The 16572-nt window shown below is 67.5% G+C and carries 19 protein-coding genes; 11 read left to right on the forward strand and 8 right to left on the reverse strand.

The genetic code is table 11. The features are described from left to right. Positions 1-56: 56 nt before the first annotated feature. The 4 genes from ACK4K7_RS02725 (at position 57) to ACK4K7_RS02740 (ending at position 3531) form a co-directional block, all read left to right on the forward strand. On the forward strand, positions 57-1217 hold the full coding sequence (locus tag ACK4K7_RS02725; RefSeq protein WP_431863651.1) for a glycosyltransferase: 1161 nt from the start codon (positions 57-59) through the stop codon (positions 1215-1217). A gap of 59 nt (positions 1218-1276) precedes the next feature. Beyond that, the gene (locus ACK4K7_RS02730) at positions 1277-2683 is read left to right on the forward strand and encodes an NAD(P)H-dependent flavin oxidoreductase (RefSeq protein ID WP_431863652.1); all 1407 of its coding nucleotides are present in this window, start codon (positions 1277-1279) and stop codon (positions 2681-2683) included. 64 nt (positions 2684-2747) lie between these two features. After that, positions 2748-3233 (forward strand): SH3 domain-containing protein, encoded by a 486-nt coding sequence (locus ACK4K7_RS02735; RefSeq protein WP_431863653.1) that lies wholly within the window; start codon positions 2748-2750, stop codon positions 3231-3233. A 16-nt stretch (positions 3234-3249) separates the two neighbouring features. Then, positions 3250-3531, forward strand: coding sequence for a DUF6916 family protein (locus ACK4K7_RS02740; protein WP_431863654.1), 282 nt, complete (start codon positions 3250-3252; stop codon positions 3529-3531). Here ACK4K7_RS02740 and ACK4K7_RS02745 read toward each other — a convergent pair. Genes ACK4K7_RS02745 through ACK4K7_RS02765 form a run of 5 tightly spaced genes read right to left on the reverse strand, consistent with a single transcriptional unit; the run spans position 3528 to position 6071 of the window. After that, positions 3528-4031 carry an N-acetyltransferase family protein gene (locus ACK4K7_RS02745; protein ID WP_431863656.1) on the reverse strand — a complete coding sequence of 168 codons (504 nt, stop codon included), beginning with the start codon at positions 4029-4031 and terminating at the stop codon, positions 3528-3530. The two genes, ACK4K7_RS02740 and ACK4K7_RS02745, sit on opposite strands and share 4 nt — an antisense overlap. 3 nt (positions 4032-4034) lie before the next feature. Beyond that, a complete protein-coding gene (locus ACK4K7_RS02750) occupies positions 4035-4493 on the reverse strand; it encodes a hypothetical protein (protein ID WP_431863657.1) in 459 nt (152 codons plus the stop codon). 32 nt (positions 4494-4525) lie between these two features. After that, positions 4526-5047 carry a phage tail protein gene (locus ACK4K7_RS02755; protein WP_431863658.1) on the reverse strand — a complete coding sequence of 174 codons (522 nt, stop codon included), beginning with the start codon at positions 5045-5047 and terminating at the stop codon, positions 4526-4528. Positions 5048-5058: 11 nt separating this feature from the next. Beyond that, positions 5059-5562: a phage tail protein gene (locus ACK4K7_RS02760; RefSeq protein ID WP_431863659.1), complete on the reverse strand. Its 504-nt coding sequence runs from the start codon at positions 5560-5562 to the stop codon at positions 5059-5061. A gap of 11 nt (positions 5563-5573) precedes the next feature. Continuing rightward, entirely contained in the window at positions 5574-6071 is a 498-nt protein-coding gene (locus tag ACK4K7_RS02765) for a phage tail protein (RefSeq protein ID WP_431863661.1), read from the reverse strand. 165 nt (positions 6072-6236) lie between these two features. Here ACK4K7_RS02765 and otsB point away from each other — a divergent pair, with 165 nt between their 5' ends. The 5 genes from otsB (at position 6237) to ACK4K7_RS02790 (ending at position 11120) form a co-directional block, all read left to right on the forward strand. Beyond that, positions 6237-6974 carry a trehalose-phosphatase gene (otsB, locus tag ACK4K7_RS02770; protein WP_431863662.1) on the forward strand — a complete coding sequence of 246 codons (738 nt, stop codon included), beginning with the start codon at positions 6237-6239 and terminating at the stop codon, positions 6972-6974. Next, the gene (locus ACK4K7_RS02775) at positions 6971-8761 is read left to right on the forward strand and encodes a glycoside hydrolase family 15 protein (RefSeq protein WP_431863663.1); all 1791 of its coding nucleotides are present in this window, start codon (positions 6971-6973) and stop codon (positions 8759-8761) included. The genes otsB and ACK4K7_RS02775 overlap by 4 nt, the downstream gene beginning before the upstream one ends. Beyond that, on the forward strand, positions 8758-10164 hold the full coding sequence (gene otsA / locus ACK4K7_RS02780) for an alpha,alpha-trehalose-phosphate synthase (UDP-forming) (RefSeq protein ID WP_431863664.1): 1407 nt from the start codon (positions 8758-8760) through the stop codon (positions 10162-10164). Before ACK4K7_RS02775 ends, otsA begins: the two co-directional genes overlap by 4 nt. A gap of 123 nt (positions 10165-10287) precedes the next feature. After that, a complete protein-coding gene (locus tag ACK4K7_RS02785; protein WP_431863665.1) occupies positions 10288-10467 on the forward strand; it encodes a hypothetical protein in 180 nt (59 codons plus the stop codon). A 170-nt stretch (positions 10468-10637) separates the two neighbouring features. Next, the gene (locus ACK4K7_RS02790) at positions 10638-11120 is read left to right on the forward strand and encodes an Hsp20 family protein (RefSeq protein WP_431863666.1); all 483 of its coding nucleotides are present in this window, start codon (positions 10638-10640) and stop codon (positions 11118-11120) included. 237 nt (positions 11121-11357) lie between these two features. On the opposite strand, the gene gph is transcribed toward ACK4K7_RS02790, so the two are convergent. Next, positions 11358-12089: a phosphoglycolate phosphatase gene (gene gph / locus ACK4K7_RS02795; RefSeq protein WP_431863667.1), complete on the reverse strand. Its 732-nt coding sequence runs from the start codon at positions 12087-12089 to the stop codon at positions 11358-11360. Between the two features lie 58 nt (positions 12090-12147). Here gph and glmU point away from each other — a divergent pair, with 58 nt between their 5' ends. Further along, positions 12148-13509 carry a bifunctional UDP-N-acetylglucosamine diphosphorylase/glucosamine-1-phosphate N-acetyltransferase GlmU gene (gene glmU / locus ACK4K7_RS02800; protein ID WP_431863668.1) on the forward strand — a complete coding sequence of 454 codons (1362 nt, stop codon included), beginning with the start codon at positions 12148-12150 and terminating at the stop codon, positions 13507-13509. A 23-nt stretch (positions 13510-13532) separates the two neighbouring features. Here glmU and ACK4K7_RS02805 read toward each other — a convergent pair whose 3' ends face one another. Next, complete coding sequence (locus ACK4K7_RS02805; protein ID WP_431863669.1) at positions 13533-14000, reverse strand: hypothetical protein; 468 nt, start codon at positions 13998-14000, stop codon at positions 13533-13535. Beyond that, entirely contained in the window at positions 13997-14593 is a 597-nt protein-coding gene (locus ACK4K7_RS02810) for a hypothetical protein (RefSeq protein WP_431863670.1), read from the reverse strand. The genes ACK4K7_RS02805 and ACK4K7_RS02810 overlap by 4 nt, the downstream gene beginning before the upstream one ends. A 153-nt stretch (positions 14594-14746) precedes the next feature. Between ACK4K7_RS02810 and glmS the strand changes: the two genes are divergently transcribed. Then, entirely contained in the window at positions 14747-16570 is a 1824-nt protein-coding gene (gene glmS / locus ACK4K7_RS02815) for a glutamine--fructose-6-phosphate transaminase (isomerizing) (protein ID WP_431863671.1), read from the forward strand. Positions 16571-16572 lie beyond the last annotated feature (2 nt).

Consider the following 16572-nt stretch of genomic DNA (forward strand, 5'->3'; position numbering starts at 1 on the left):
TATGCAATAGCCCCTTTCCGCTTCTGCGCGGGAGCCGGTGCGTCCATAAGGGGCGGATGGAGCCGCCCGTCCGCATTCTGCACGTCCATTCGACCTTTTCGCTGGGCGGGAAGGAAGCGCGAGCGGTGCGGCTGATGAACGCCTTCGGCGACCGCGCCCGCCACAGCATCCTCAGCGCCATGCCCGGCCGGCTTTCGGCGCGAGACGCGATCGATCCGGCGGTGAGCGTCGACTTTCCCGACGACGCCCCGCCGCTCACCGGCCCGCCGACGCCGGCGCGGCTGTTCCGCCTGTCGCGCTACATGCGCCGCTTCGACCTCGTCCTCACCTACAATTGGGGGGCGTTCGACATGGTGATGGCGGCCAACCTGTTCGGCGGCGCGCCGCTGATCCATCATGAGGACGGGTTCAACGAGGACGAGGCCAAGGCGCTCAAGAGCCGGCGCAACATCTATCGCCGCATCGGCCTGCGGGGCGCGCTCCGGCTGGTCGTGCCGTCGCGCACGCTGGAGCGGATCGCCCGCAACGCCTGGGGGCAGATGCCGGCGCGGATCGTGCGCATTCCGAACGGGATTCCGGTCGAGCGCTTCGCCCGCCCGCCCGAGCCTGGAGCGATACCGGGCTTCGAGCGGCGGCCGGGCGAGGTGGTGGTGGGCACGGTGGCCGGGCTCCGCAAGGTCAAGAACCTGCCGCGGCTGGTGCGCGCCTTCGCCAAGCTGCCAGTGGCGAACAGCCGTCTGGTGATCGTCGGCGAGGGCCCCGAGAGCGAGGCGATCGCCGCCGAGGCGCGGGCGCGGGGCGTCGCCGATCGGGTGCTGATGCCCGGCTTCGTCGCCGACCCCGCCCGCTATATGGGCCAATTCGACATCTTCGCCTTGTCGTCGGACAGCGAGCAATTCCCGATCTCGCTGGTAGAGGCGATGGCCGCAGGGTTGCCGGCCGCCGCCACCGATGTCGGCGACGTCGGCGCGATCGTCTCGGACGACAATCGCCCGCTGATCGTCCGCGCAGGCGACGAGGCGGCGTTCGCGGCCGCTCTGGCGAGCCTTGCCGAACGCCCGGACCTGCGCCGCGCGATCGGGCTCGCCAACCGCGAGATGACGGCGGCCAATTATGACGAGCGGCGGATGATCGATCGCTATGCGCGCCTCTATGGTGAGGCGATCGGCCGCCCTCGCGCGTTCAGCGTCTCGCCGGCCCTTGTCTCGCCCGTATGACTCGGCTTTGCGCAAAGGCCGCGATGCGCTTATAGGCGCGCGAGTTTCTTGGAGGTTCGATGTTCAAGGGTATTCAGCCGATCCGCTATGGCGGGCGCGAGGTGCTGCCGCTGATCGAAGGCGGCAAGGGCGTTTCGGCCACCAACCATATGAGCTCCGGCGCCTGGGCCGCGGCGGGCGGCATCGGCACGGTGTCGGCGGTCAACGCGGACAGCTACGACCCCGAAGGGCGGATCATTCCCCAGGTCTATCACGCCCTCACCCGCCGCGAGCGGCACGAGGAGCTCATTCATTACGGCATCGAGGGCGCGGTCGCGCAGGTGCAGCGCGCTTATGAGATGATGGACGGGAAGGGCGCCATCAACATCAACGTGCTGTGGGAAATGGGCGGCGCGCAGCGCATCCTCCATGGCGTGCTGGAACGCACGCGCGGCATGGTGACGGGCGTCACCTGCGGTGCCGGCATGCCGTACAAATTGTCCGAAATCGCCGCGTCCTACGGCGTGCTCTATCTGCCGATCATCAGCTCCGCGCGCGCGTTCAGCGCGCTGTGGAAGCGGGCGTATTCGAAGGCGGCCGAATGGCTGGGCGCGGTCGTCTACGAGGATCCGTGGCTGGCCGGCGGCCATAACGGCCTCAGCAACGCCGAAGACCCGCTGGTCCCGCAGGATCCCTATCCGCGCGTCAAGGCGCTGCGCGAGACGATGCGCCAGGGCGGCATTCCCGACAGCGTGCCGATCGTGATGGCCGGCGGCGTCTGGAACCTCAAGGAATGGGAGCATTGGATCGACAATCCCGAGCTCGGCCAGATCGCCTTCCAGTTCGGCACCCGGCCGCTGCTCACCAAGGAGAGCCCGATCCCCGAGGAGTGGAAGCAACGGCTGATGACGCTGGAGGAAGGCGACGTCCTCCTCCACCGCTTCTCGCCGACCGGCTTTTATTCGTCGGCGGTGCGCAATCCGTTCCTGCGCAATCTCGAGGCGCGCTCGCAGCGGCAGATCGCCTTCACCAAGGAGCCGCTCGGCGACCATAGCTTCCAGCTCGACGTCGGCGTCGGCGCGAAGAAGAATTACTGGGTGACCAAGGGCGACCTGCTTCACGCCCGCGAATGGTATGCGCAGGGCTATACCGAGGCGCTCAAGACCCCGGACGAGACCTTGGTGTTCGTCACGCCCGAGGAGAAGCATGTGATCCGCAAGGACCAGGCGGACTGCATGGGCTGCCTGTCGCAATGCGCTTTCTCGTCCTGGGCGGACAATGAGAAGAACACGACCGGGCGGCTGGCGGATCCGCGCTCCTTCTGCATCCAGAAGACGCTTCAGGACATCGCCCATGGCGGCCCGGTCGACCAGAATCTGATGTTCGCCGGCCATTCCGCCTTCCGCTTCAAGAAGGACCCTTTCTATTCCAACGGCTTCGTCCCGACGGTGAAGCAGCTGGTGGAGCGGATTCAGACCGGAGACTGATTGAAGCGGGCGCGCCGAGCGCCTAGACCTTCCAAGGTCGATCATCGGTTGGCAGGGGGCGAATGTGCGACGTTTGGCGGTGATGGCGGCGGTGGCGGCGGCGATGGTCGCGCAGCCGGCCGCCCAGGCTCAGCGGGAGCGGCAGCCGCCTTATTGGGCGTCCATTTCCGCGGGCAAGGCGCTGATGCGCACCGGCCCGGGGCGGACCTATCCGGCGACCTGGCTCTATGTGCGGGCGGACCTGCCGATCCGGGTGATCGAAACCTATCCCAGCTGGCGCAAGGTGCAGGATCCGGACGGCACGACCGGCTGGATGCTGGTGAACCTCCTGTCCGACACGCGCACCGCCATCGTCACCGGCGACGCCGCGCGCCCGCTCCACGAGTCCGCCGACGCGGGCGCGCGGGTGCGTTTCCGCGCGGAGCCGGGCGTGGTGGGCCGCATCTCGCGCTGCGCGTCCGGATGGTGCCAGTTCGCGGTCGGCAACCGCCGCGGCTTCATCCGCACCGAACATGTCTGGGGCGTCGATGCCGACGAGGTCGTGAAGTAGCGAAAGGGAGGGGCAGATGGAGCAGTTGTTGTTCGCCGATTTCGAAGGGCGCGAGGGCGACACCTTCGCCCTCGACGGCGTGGGGAGCCCGAACGAACTAAGACTGGAAGAAGTCAGCCTGCTTGGCGTTTCCCACCGCGATGGGGGATCGTTCCGCCTGATCTTTCGTGGCTCGGGCGAGGCCGTGCTGCCGCAGGCGATCTACAGCCTGCGCGACGGCGATACGTGCCACGACATGTTCCTGGTGCCGATCGGCCGCGATGCGGCGGGCTGCCAATATGAGGCGATCTTCAACTAGCCGCCCGGGTCCCACTCCATCAGGTCGTAGACGCCCTTGTCCTCGACTCGCGCAAAGCCCAGACGGCAATAAAGGCGCATGGCGGGATTGTTCTTCTCGACATGAATGGAAAGGCGCTTGTTGCGGCTGCGTGCCAGACCGCACATGTCGGTGAGAATCGCGCCGCCGATGCCGGAGCCGCGCGCTTCCGGCAGCAGCGCGATGTCGATGATCCGGATCTGGTCCTTCCACTCTTCGAGATAGAGGCGCCCGACCGGCTGTCCGCCGCGTTGGATCACGAGCCACTCGGCGTCCGGATAATGGTGTACATAGTGGCGATGCTGCGCGTCCGCCTGCTGCGCGAGGAAGGCGCGCTGCGCCTCCTCGGGCCAACCGGCCGCGGCAACCTCCTCCGCGCGGGTGGAGGCGTAGACGGCGTACAGGAAAGGCACGTCGTCGGGCGTTCGCACGGGCCGGTAAGCGACGTCGTGGGCGGCCGCGGCCGCGATCGGCGGCGGCATCGCCTAGTTGAAGACGGCGACCATCCGCCGCGGTGACTTCGCCGTCGGCGCCGCCGAGAGGAAGATCGGAAGGGTGCCATATTGCGGATGCCGCGCGGTGTGGATGAGGTCGCCCGGAACGGCGGCGTTCCCGACCGGGTCGAACACAGCGATGAAGGCGCTGGAGCGGCCGACGCTCGACGGGCGCTTCCCCTTCGACGAAAGCGGGGTCACCGCGACTAGCTTCATCCGAAAGCCGCCGCCAAGCAGGAAGATAGATCCCACCTGCTGCCGCCATTCGGTGAAGCCGGCATTCGCCAGCGAGAAGAATTGTCGGGCCCAGCCGTTGGTGACGGCTGCCTCTCGCACCTGCTGCGCGAGCTGATTGCTGAATGCCGGTGCGGCAATCGCCACCGCGGCCGTGCCCCCGCCGGCCAAGGTAACGAGCATGGTGCGCCGTGAGACGCGGGTCGTATCGTCCATCGGGGTCCTTTCGATGGCGTGGGAGGAAAATATCAGGGGCGAGGCGGAAATACTCCCTGCAGCGCGATGCAGAAGTTCAACGTCAGATAGGGCATCATGTTGTTGTGCGGCAGCGAAGCTCCGGCGGGAGCCAGAGCCTGCGGCGCCATTGCCACGTTGGGCGTGCCGTTCGAATAAGCCTGACCAGCCGAGCTGCGTCCGAAAACCACGTCCGACGATCCGGTTACGATGTCCGCCGGTTCGATCGAGCCGCGCAGTCCATGATTGTGGAACGGGATTTCGCTCTGAAGCAGGGTGACGTTTGTCGTACCCCCGGATTCGCCCAGATCGTGCAGTGACAGACCGGGGCCCTGGCCCGGATGCATCGGAACATTGCCCTGCATGTCGGGCAGAGCGAAGGTGCTCTTGCCGTCGCCGCCATAAGTGGTCCCGAGCAACGCGAACAGGGCGGTATTCTGCGAAATCGGCATCAACTGCCCGTTGCAGTAGGCCCAGCCCGTGGGAGGGAAATTGAACGGATAGATGCGGATTTCCGCAACGAATGGATCAGCCATGATCTGACCTCCTAGGTGGGGCTCGGGAAAATGCCGAACAGCGAGATGATGAAGTTGACGCACAGATAGGGCTGGAAATTGGTGTGAGGCTGGCTGCTGCCCGCCGGTCCGATTGTTGCCGGATTGAAATTCGTGGCGGCCTCGTCCTCGACGAACAATTTCACCGCCGCGCTGGCTCCAACCACATTGCCGGCAGGCGTGTTGAGCGAACCGCCCGCCGTCGAGACCAGCGCCGCATGGGTGTGCGCCGGTATCTGCTGCACCGACAGAGTTACCTCTTCGACACCCGCCATTTCGCCCAGCGTATAGTTGTTGGGGTAGTGCACCGGAACCCGGCCGCGCAGGTCGGGCAGGTTGAAGGTCGATTCGCCGTCGCCGCCATAGGTGGTGCCGATCAACTGAAACAGCACCTCGTTCTCGGAGATCGACAGAGTTGAGCCGTCGCAGAACATCCAGCCGTTAGGCGGGAAGTTTCCGGCGAAGATACGGATCTCGCCCACATAAGGTTGTGCCATGTTTCAGCCCCTCAGTTTCGAGACGGGAAGATGCCTTGCAGTGCGATCGCGAAGTTGATCGCGGTGAACGGCTGCCGATTCTCGTGCGGCTGGTTGCCGCCGACGCTGGTCACCGTCGAGGGACTGAGCGCCGTCAGGCTGTCGGGCGGCCGATAGCCGTTGCCGAACGCGGTGAAGGTGTTCCCCACCGTCTGGTTGGTGTTCGTCCCCGTGTTGGTGGCGCTCAGCACATGAATATGCTGCGGCATCTCCTGCATGGTGAGCGTATGGCTCGTCTGACCGCCCTTTTGGCCGAGAGTATACTCGTTGCCAAAGTGGACCGGCACTCGGCCGCGCATGTCCGGGAGCGCAAAGGTCGTTTGCCCATTGCCGCCATAAGTGGTTCCGAGCAAAGCAAAAAGCGCCTGGTTCTGGTTGATGGGCAAAAACTGCCCGTTACACAACGCCCAGCCTTTTGGAGCGAAGTTGAACGACATCATCCGAATTTCGGATAAAAACGGCTCAGCCATTTGCAGTCCCCTCCCGTCGTCGCGAAGGTTATCGCAATTTTACGAGGGTGCAAGCTGCCAAAACAACATTCTTTTTCCTGCTTTATCGGGGATATTTCGTTCTTCTTTCATCGAAAATCGCAGGTTGAGCTTGTGAATCGCCGCCGTCCTTGCCAACGACGCGGCATGAGTGAATCGCACCGGCCCGCGCCGCCGACCGGCCTGATCCATGGATCGGCCCTGTTCCTGGATTTCGACGGCACGTTGGTGGAGCTGGCGGAGGCGCCGGACGCGATCCGGGTGCCGGGCGAGCTGCATCTGCTGCTCCACGATCTGGCCGACCGGCTGGAGGGGAGGCTCGCCATCGTCAGCGGGCGGGCGCTCGCCGATCTCGACCGGCATCTGCCTGGACAGGCGATCGCCATGTCGGGCTCCCACGGGATGGAGGTCCGGCTCGCCGACGGCACCCAGCTGCCGCTGGCGCTGCCCCGCGGCGTGGAGGAGGCGCGGGCGGAAATCCGCGCCTTCGCCTCGGGCCGCGAGGGCCTGCTGGTCGAGGAGAAGCCGGCCAGCATCGCCGTCCATTTCCGCCGCGCGCCGGAGCGGGAAGGGGAGGTGCTGGAATTTCTCGGCGGGCTCGCGGACCGCACCGGCCTTCGTCTCCTCGGCGGCAAGATGGTGGGAGAGGTCAGGCCGCCGGGCGCCGACAAGGGCGACGCGGTTCGCGCCTTCCTTGCGGAACCAGTCTTCGCCGGTGCGCGTCCTGTGTTCGTGGGCGACGATCTGACCGATGAACATGCTTTCGCCGCCGCCGCCGAACTGGGCGGCGCCGGCATCCTGGTGGGGCCGGAGCGCGCGACCGCGGCGCGCTACCGGCTGGACGGCGTGGCCGCGGTGGCGGACTGGCTGAGGGGAGCGTTGTGAGGGATCTCAATCTCTGGCCGATCGGCAATTGCCAGGTGAGCGCGCTGGTCGATACCGAGGCGCGGTTCGTGTGGGGCTGCGCGCCCCGGGTCGACGGAGACCCGCTCTTCTGCTCGCTGCTCGATCCGCGCTGCGAGAGCGAGCTGCCCTGCGGCGAATGGAGCATCGCGGTCGAGAACCAGGTGAAGTGCGAGCAGCATTATCTGCGCAACACCCCGATCCTGCGCACCAGGCTCAGCGATGCCGAAGGCGGCGCGATCGAGATTTTCGACTTCTGCCCCCGTTTCCAGCGCTCCGGCCGCATGTACCGGCCGGTCGCCTTCATCCGCATCGTGCGGCCGCTCTCCGGATCGCCGCGCATCCGGGTGAAGCTCAACCCCGCCGTCAACTGGGGCGAGAAGGAAGCGGAGCGGACCAGCGGGTCCAACCATATCCGCTTCCTCCTGAAGCCGCAGCCGATCCGCCTCACCACCGACGCGCCGATCGATCATGTCCTGTCCGGCCGCGCCTTCCGGCTCGAAAAGTCGCTCCATTTCTTCCTCGGCCCGGACGAACCGTTCGTCGGCCATCTCGGCCACACGCTCGCGACGATGCTGCACGAAACGTCGGACGAATGGCGCGAATGGGTGCGCGGCCTCGCCATCCCGCTCGAATGGCAGCATGTGGTGATCCGCGCCGCGATCACGCTGAAGCTGTGCCAGCATGAGGAGACGGGGGCGATCGTCGCCGCGCTCACCACGTCCATCCCCGAAGCCGCCCATTCGGGCCGCAACTGGGATTATCGCTACTGCTGGATCCGCGACGCTTATTATACGGTGCAGGCGCTGAACCGGCTCGGGGCGCTCGACGTGCTCGAAAATTATCTGGGCTATCTGCGCAACATCGTCGACGAGGCGAAGGGCGGCTTCATCCAGCCGCTCTACGCCGTCTCGGGCGCGCCGAAGCTGGAGGAAGGCGTCGCGGAGGGGCTCGCCGGCTATCGCGGCATGGGGCCGGTGCGGGTCGGAAACGCCGCCTACACCCAAGTCCAGCACGACGCCTACGGCCAGATCATCCTGTCCAACGCCCAAGCCTTCTTCGACGAGCGGCTGTTCCGCAAGGCGACGCGCGAGGATTTCGCCTCGCTCGAGAAAGTCGGCGAGCGGGCGTGGGAAAATTACAACCAGCCCGATGCCGGCCTGTGGGAATTCCGCACCCGCACCTCCGTCCACACCTACAGCTCGGTGATGTGCTGGGCCGGCTGCGACCGGCTCGCCAACGCGGCGGCCGTGCTGGGTCTGGACGACAAGGCGCGGCTGTGGCGCGAGCGCGCCGACACGATCCGGGCGACGATCGAGGAGCGGGCCTTCCTTGGCGGGGAGAAGCGCTTCTCGGCGATCTTCGACGGCGACGAGCTCGACGCCAGCCTGCTGCAGATGCTCGACATGCGCTTCCTGAAGCCCGACGACCCGCGCTTCATCGCCACCTTCGATGCGGTCGAAAAAGGTCTGCGGCGCGGCCAGCACATGCTGCGCTACGCGAGCGAGGACGATTTCGGACTGCCCGAGACCGCGTTCAATTTCTGCACCTTCTGGCTGATCGAGGCGCTCTACCTGGTCGGCCGCGAAGAGGAAGCGCGCGAGCTCTACGCGGCGATGCTGGAGCGGCTGACCCCGGCGGGGCTGCTGAGCGAGGACACCGATTTCGAGACCCACGAATTGTGGGGCAATTATCCGCAGACCTACTCGCTGGTGGGCCTGATCAACTGCGCCGGGCTGCTGTCCCGGCCATGGAGTTCCGTCCGATGAGCCGCCTGATCGTCATCTCGAACCGCGTGTCCGCGCCGACCTCGCACGGCGCCGCAGGGGCGCAGGGTGGTCTCTCGGTCGCGCTGGCGGCGGCGCTTCGCGAATATCGCGGCATCTGGTTCGGCTGGTCGGGCCAGCAGACCGAAAGCTTCACCGGCCATATCGATCTGCAGCGCAATCTCGGCGTCACCACCGCGACCATCGATCTCGAAGAGCAGGACGTCGACGAATATTATAACGGCTACGCCAACCGGACGCTGTGGCCGCTTTTCCACTACCGCATCGATCTCGCCGAATATGACCGCAGCTTCGGCAGCGGCTACGAACGGGTCAATCACCGCTTCGCCGAGACGGTGGCGCCGCTGATCGAGCCGGACGACCTCGTCTGGGTGCACGATTACCATCTGATCCCGCTCGGCGCGCAGCTGCGCGAGATGGGGCTCACCAACCGGATCGGTTTCTTCCTCCACATTCCCTGGCCGCCGGCGCGGCTGCTCGTGTCGCTGCCCTTCCACCAGCGGCTGGTGCGCTCGATGCTCGCCTACGACCTGATCGGCTTCCACACCGAGGAATGGCTCGACAGCTTCCACCATTATGTCGAGCGCGAGCTCGGCGGGACCGTCCATCCCGACGGTACGATTGAGGTCGGCGACCGGCGGCTGAAGGCGGCGGCCTTCCCGATCGGCATCGACCACAAGGAGTTCGTCGAGGCGGCGAGCAGCGACACCGCGCGCGCGGCCCACGACCGGCTGCTCAAGAGCGCCGAGGGCAAGCATATCGTGATCGGCGTCGACCGGCTCGATTATTCCAAGGGCCTGGCCGAGCGGTTCGAGGGCTATCGCCGCTTCCTGGAGGAGCATGACAATTGCCGCGGCCAGGTCTTCCTTCTCCAGATCGCGCCGCCGTCGCGCGGGGAGGTCCATACCTATGAAGCGATCCGCGAGGACCTGGACGAGCTTTCCGGCCGCATCAACGGCGAGTTCGCCGAGGTGGACTGGGTACCGATCCGGTACGTGAACCAGGGCTATCCGCGCGCCGAGCTGGCCGGCTTTTACCGCGCCGCGAAGATCGCGCTGGTCACCCCGTTGCGCGACGGCATGAACCTCGTCGCGAAGGAATATGTGGCGGCGCAGGATCCCGAGGATCCGGGCGTCCTCATCCTCTCGCGCTTCGCCGGCGCGGCGCTGCAGCTGAAGGATGCCCTGCTCGTCAATCCCTACAGCAAGGACGAGATCAGCGACGCGATCGCCAAGGCGATGGCGATGCCGCGCGAGGAGCGCATCCGCCGCTGGAAGGCGATGGTCGAAAGCGTCCGCAACGAGGACGTGGTGTGGTGGCGCCACGCTTATGTCGAAGCCCTGCGCGGCTGCGGAGAAGGCGACGGCTCACCGCCGGCTCCGTGAAGGCCGAGCGATTCTGAGCCGCGCCGCCGGCGGGAATTGCGCCTTTTAACTCAGGTAATTGCGGCGCCAGGGCCCGTTCGCGCAAACTCTTCGCGGTCCGAAAGTGAAGGGGTATGGACGCCGATGTCGAACGACGAGTTCAGATACCATTCCGATCGCGCGATGCAGGAACTCGACCGCGGGCTGGTGGCGCCGAGCGCGCCCGCGGCGCGGGCGCATCTGAAGCTGTCTTCGCTCCATATGGAGAAAGCGCGCAGCTTGGCGGCCCACGCGGACAGGACGAAGCCGCCCTTCGTCATGTAGGCTGTCATGTAGGCGCGTCGAGCGCGCGGCCACGCATCCCAAACGGGCTTGAACGTCCGAAATCTCGAACCATATAGGACGCGCCGGGCGCCTGTCGGGCCCGGCGAGTGGAGGGCGCCCGGAAGTCCGGGCGCTCCTCATCACCAGTTGCTCGGATGGAGGACATGGACATGAGGAACTTCGATTTCACGCCGTTCCGCCGTTCCACGGTGGGCTTCGATCGCCTGTTCGACCTGCTGGAAAGCGGCGCGTCGGCGGCGCCTTCGGAAAACTATCCCCCCTTCGATCTCGAACAGCGGGGCGACGATGCCTATCGCATCACCCTCGCCGTCGCCGGCTTCCGCGAGGAGGAGATCGAGATCACCCAGCACCAGAATCTTCTGGTCGTCTCCGGCCGCAAGCGCGACGAGGAGAATGAGGGCCGCTTCATCCATCGCGGCATCGCCACGCGCGCGTTCGAGCGGCGCTTCGGCCTGGCCGACTTCGTGCGGGTGAAGTCCGCCGAGATGAAGGACGGCCTGCTCGCGATCGAACTCGTGCGCGAGATCCCCGAGGAGATGAAGCCGCGCCGTGTCGAGATCGGCGCGCGCGGGGACGCCCAGCGCATCGAGCGCGACGCCGACAATGAGAATGGCGGCCGCGAAGCCGCCTGAGGGCGCGCGCTGATGCCCGTGGCGCATCGCCGCGGGTGAAGGGTGGAGCGTCCCGGGCGTGCCCGGCGACGCTCCACTCCCTGTCCTCGGTTGGTCGATCGGATCGCCGGAGCGGCCGCGGCCTCAGGCCGTCAGCATGCTCCCGATCAGCGAAATGGTCATGAGACCGCCGAGGGCGAGCCGGATGCTCCAGCCCCAATCGTCTGTCGTACTGAACATCGAATACACTCTACATAATTACCGTTTGGCTGCTGAACGAGCCCGTGGCGGTGCAGTTGCACGATTCGTCGCAAAACTCTTGACGGGCTTCAGGCGGGCGAGGGCTCCGGCAAGCGAATCGAAATGGTCGATGAGGGCCTCGGCGCCGAGCTGATCGGCCGGCCGGTCCGAATAGCCGAAGCTCACCGCCACGAACGGCAGGCCGGCGGCGCGGGCGGTGTCCGCGTCGGTGATGGAATCCCCGACGAAGGCGGCGGTTCCGCCGCCGGCCCGCTCGATCGCTTCCACCAGCGGCGCGGGATCGGGCTTGCGGACCGGCAGTGTGTCTCCCCCGACGACGCTCGCGAAGCGGCCGCGCCAGCCGAGCGCGTCCAGCAGGCGGTGGGTGAGGCCCTCCGGCTTGTTGGTGCACAGCGCCAGCGCCGCGCCCGCCTCCCGCAGCGCGTCGAGCGCCGCCTCCACGCCCGGATAAGGACGCGAGCCGACGCAGATCGCCTCGCCATAGACGCGTAGGAAGATCGGATAGCCGGCCTCCACCAGCGCCTCGGGCGCCTCGCCGCTCGCCGCCAGGCCCTTGCGCAGCAGCGCCTTCGCGCCATGGCCGACGAGGCGGCGGACATGTTCCGCCGGCACGCCGGGCCGGCCCAGTTCGTCGAGGGTGCGGTTGAGCGCGGCGGCGAGGTCGGGCGCGGTGTCGGCCAGCGTGCCGTCCAGGTCGAAGGCGACCACGTCGAGGCGGAAAGGAGCCATGTCGCCGCCATCTTCAGATGCTCTGGAAATGGCAAGCTTTCCGTGCGAATGGGCCGCCATGACCGAGCGTAAAGTCGCCGCGATCGTGCTCGCCGCCGGCAAGGGCACGCGCATGAAATCCGATCTCCACAAGGTGCTGCACCCGATCGCGGGGCGGCCGATGCTGGCCCATCTGCTCGCCAGCGTCGCCGAGCTGGAGCCCGCGCGCACCGTGGTGGTGGTCGGCAGCGGCCGCGAGCAGGTGGAGCCCGTCGCCGCCGGCTATGGCGCGCGGGTGGTGGTGCAGGAGCCGCAGCTCGGCACCGCCCACGCCGTCCAGCAGGCGGAAGCCCCGCTCGACGGCTTCGACGGCGACATCCTCATCCTCTATGGCGACACGCCGCTCGTGTCGGTCGCGACGATGCGGGCGATGCTCGCGCGGCTGCGCGCCGACGACGCGCCCGCCGTGGTGGTGGTCGCCTCCCGCCCGGCCGATCCGCTCCAATATGGCCGGATCATCGCCGATGCCGACGGGCTCATCGAGAAGATGGTCGAGTATAAGGACGCGAGCGAGGCGGAGCGCGCCGTCGACCTGTGCAATTCCGGCCTGATGGCGGTGCGCTCGCAAGACCTGTTCCGGCTGCTCGCCCGGGTCGGCAACGACAATGCGGCCGGCGAATATTATCTGCCCGACATCGTCATGATCGCCGGCGCGGACGGTCGCCGCTCCGCCGTGATCGAGACCGGCGAGGACGAGGTGGCCGGCATCAACAGCCGCGCCGAGCTGGCCGAGGTGGAGGCGAGCTGGCAGCGCCGCCGCCGCGCCGAGCTGATGGCCGCGGGCGTGACGCTGGCGGCGCCGGAGACCGTCTGGCTGAGCCACGACACCGTGATCGGCCGCGACTCCTCGGTCGAGCCGAACGTGGTGTTCGGCCCCGGCGTCGAGGTAGGGGAGGGGGCGAGGATCCGTGCCTTCAGCCATCTCGAAGGCGCCAGGGTGGCGGCCGGCGCGGAGATCGGCCCCTACGCCCGGCTGCGCCCCGGCGCGGAGATCGGCGAGAAGGCGAAGGTCGGCAATTTCGTCGAGGTGAAGAAGGCGCGGCTGGGTCCCGGCGCCAAGGCCAATCACCTGTCCTATGTCGGCGACGCGGAGGTCGGCGCCGGCGCCAATATCGGCGCGGGCACGATCACCTGCAATTATGACGGCTTCCTGAAATACCGGACGCACATCGGCGAAGGCGCCTTCATCGGCTCCAACACCGCTTTGGTGGCGCCGGTCAGCGTCGGCGACGGCGCGATCGTCGGCGCCGGATCGGTCGTCACCCGCGACGTCGCCGCCGACGCCCTCGCCATCGCGCGCGGCAGCCAGGAGGAACGTCCGGGCTGGGCGGCCAAGTTCCGCACCGCCATGGCCGCGAAGAAGAAGGCCCGCGGCGGCTGAGCCCGCCGCGGACCTGCCGTCCCTCAGCCGTCCCGGTCGCCGCCGTAAGGCGCCATCTCGTCGAGCCCGCGCCCGCGGCGTTCGAAATCGTCCCGGCTTTGCGGCGACAGATTGGGCCGGCCGACGCCGAGCCCCATGCCGATCGCGCAGCGGACATATTGCGTCTCGCCTTCTTCCACTTCGAGCCGGATCACATCCGTGGCTTCGCTGCGCACGCTATATTCGTGAACGCCCGGCGTCGTGTTGTGGACGAAATAGCGGCCCGGGGGGAGGCGGTTCACCACCTCGCCGCCCTCATGCACGCGGCAGCTGATCAAAGCCCCCACGCGGGAGCTGCGGTAGAACACCACCTGGCCCATGCCGGGCGGCGGCGGCGCGATCGCGGGCGCGGCCTTGGTGCTTTCGGCGCCGGCGTCCCCGCCGCTCTGCGCGGCGAGCGGCGCGGCGGTGGCCGCCATCATGCAGGCGAGCATCATCCTGGTGATCTTCATTCCCGTTCCCCCGTTTGAGTGACTGTCGGCGTGTCCGCATGCGGCGGAAGCACGATGTCGGCGGCGATCATCGCGCCGGCCTGGGTGCCGGCCGGAACCTCGATATTCCCGCCGACGATGAGCGGCGCCAATAGCCCGGCATAAGGCAGCATGCTGGCCACCAGCGTCGCGGTGGTGCGGTCCGCGCCCTGGCGATCCCCGAAACGCAGGCTGCGCAGCGCGATCCTCTGGTCGCCCAACTCCAGGAAGCGCGCGGCCAGGATCAGTTCGCCGGCCTTCCCCGCAAGACCGCCCCGCGCGGCGTGAACGACTTCACCGGTTCCCAGCGCTCCCGCCGGGATCAGTATCCGCCCGTCGACCGTCACCGGCTCGACCAGCCGGAAGGAGAAGCCGTCGCCCGGACGGGCGGTGCGGCTGGAGACCGGCTCCAGGACCTCGATGAGGATCGGCGTTCTGGCGGGCAGCGTGCAGCATGCCTCGGCCGGCGCCATTGCGGCGACCGCCTCCGGCACCGGTTCGGACGGCTGCGCGCCGGCGGCGGCGCAACCGAGACAGACGGCGCCGAGCGCCGCCACAAATCCTCGACCACCCATCCGGAATTCTCCCCCAGCCCCATTGCTGGGGATAAGCGCGGCATACATGCCGTCAAGCGGGAAAAAAGCGGGTGCAGAGCTACTGGCGCGGCCGGGCGCTCCGCGATAGAGCTTCGCCGGGCCGAGGGGCGAGCTGGAAGGGCAATTGGCTGTATGTGCGGGATTATCGGGATCGTCGGTCGTGAGGAAGTTTCGGACCGGCTGATGGGCGGGCTTCGGCGGCTCGAATATCGCGGGTACGATTCGGCGGGACTGTGCACCATCGTCGACGGCGCGCTCGTCCGTCGCCGGGCCGAGGGCAAGCTCGACAATCTCGCCCGCGTCCTGTCCGAAGAGCCGCTGCCTGGCCGGATCGGCATCGCCCACACCCGCTGGGCGACCCATGGCGCGCCGACCCGCGACAACGCCCATCCGCACGCCACCGAGGAAGTGGCGCTGGTCCACAACGGCATCATCGAGAATTTCCGGCCGCTGCGCGAGGAGCTGATCGCCGAGGGGCGGACGTTCACCAGCCAGACCGACACCGAAGTGGTCGCCCATCTCATCAGCCGCGAGATCGAGCGCGGCGCCGAACCGCGCGCGGCGGTGGCGACGGTGCTGAAGCGGCTGCACGGCGCGTTCAGCCTCGCCATCCTGTTCCGCTCGCATCCCGACATGCTGATCGGCGCGCGGCTCGGCTCGCCGCTGGTGGTCGGCTTCGGCGATGGCGAGACCTATCTCGGCTCCGACGCGCTCGCGCTCGCGCCGCTCACCCAGCGCATCACCTATCTCGACGAGGGCGACTGGGTGGTGATCACCCGCGACGGCGCGGAAATCTACGACAAGGACGACAATCCGGTCGAGCGGCCGGTGACGGTGTCCGGCGCTTCCGCGGCGGCGATCGAGAAGGGCAATCACCGCCATTATATGCAGAAGGAGATCTTCGAGCAGCCGATCGTCGTCGCCCAGACGCTGCAGACCTATCTGCGCCCGTTCGAGCAGCAGGTGGCGCTGCCCGACATGGATTTCAGCTTCGCCGACGTGCCGCGCGTCACCATCGTCGCCTGCGGCACCAGCTTCTACGCCGGCATGGTCGCCAAATATTGGCTGGAGCGCTTCGCGAGGGTCCCGGTCGAGCTCGATATTGCGTCCGAGTTCCGCTACCGCGAGCCGGTGCTGGAGGAGGGCGGGCTCGCGCTCTTCATCTCCCAGTCGGGCGAGACCGCGGACACGCTGGCGGCGCTGCGCCACGCCCGCGAACAGGGGCAGAAGATCGCGGTGGTGGTGAACGTCCCCACCAGCTCGATGGCGCGCGAGGCGGACCTTCTGCTGCCGACCCATGCCGGGCCGGAGATCGGAGTCGCGTCGACCAAGGCCTTCACCTGCCAGCTCTCGGTGCTCGCCGCGCTCGCCGCCAAGATCGCGCGTGACAAGGGCCGGATGAGCGAGGAGGAGGAGCGCGAGATCGTCGCCCATCTCTCCGAGGCGCCGGCCGCGATGAACGCCGCGCTCGCGCATGACGAGGAGATCGAGCGGATCGCGCCGATGATCGCCAAGGCGCGCGACGTCCTCTATCTGGGCCGCGGCCCCGATTATCCGATGGCGCTGGAAGGCGCGCTGAAGCTCAAGGAAATCAGCTACATCCACGCCGAAGGCTATGCCGCGGGCGAGATGAAGCACGGTCCCATTGCGCTGATCGACGAACATGTGCCGATCATCGTCCTCGCGCCGTCCGGCCCCCTGTTCGAAAAGACCGTTTCCAACATGCAGGAAGTGCAGGCGCGCGGCGGACAGGTGGTGCTGATCTCCGACGCGGAAGGGATCGCCGGGGCGGGCGAGGGCACGATCGCGACGATCGAAATGCCCAAGGTCCACCCGCTGATCGCGCCGCTCGTCTATGCGGTCCCGGTCCAGCTTCTCGCCTATCACGTCGCGGTCGCCAAAGGCACCGACGTCGACCAGCCCCGCAACCTCGCGAAGAGCGTCACCGTCGAATAGGG

The sequence above is a fragment of the Allosphingosinicella sp. genome, assembly GCF_046295735.1.
Lineage (GTDB): Bacteria > Pseudomonadota > Alphaproteobacteria > Sphingomonadales > Sphingomonadaceae > Allosphingosinicella.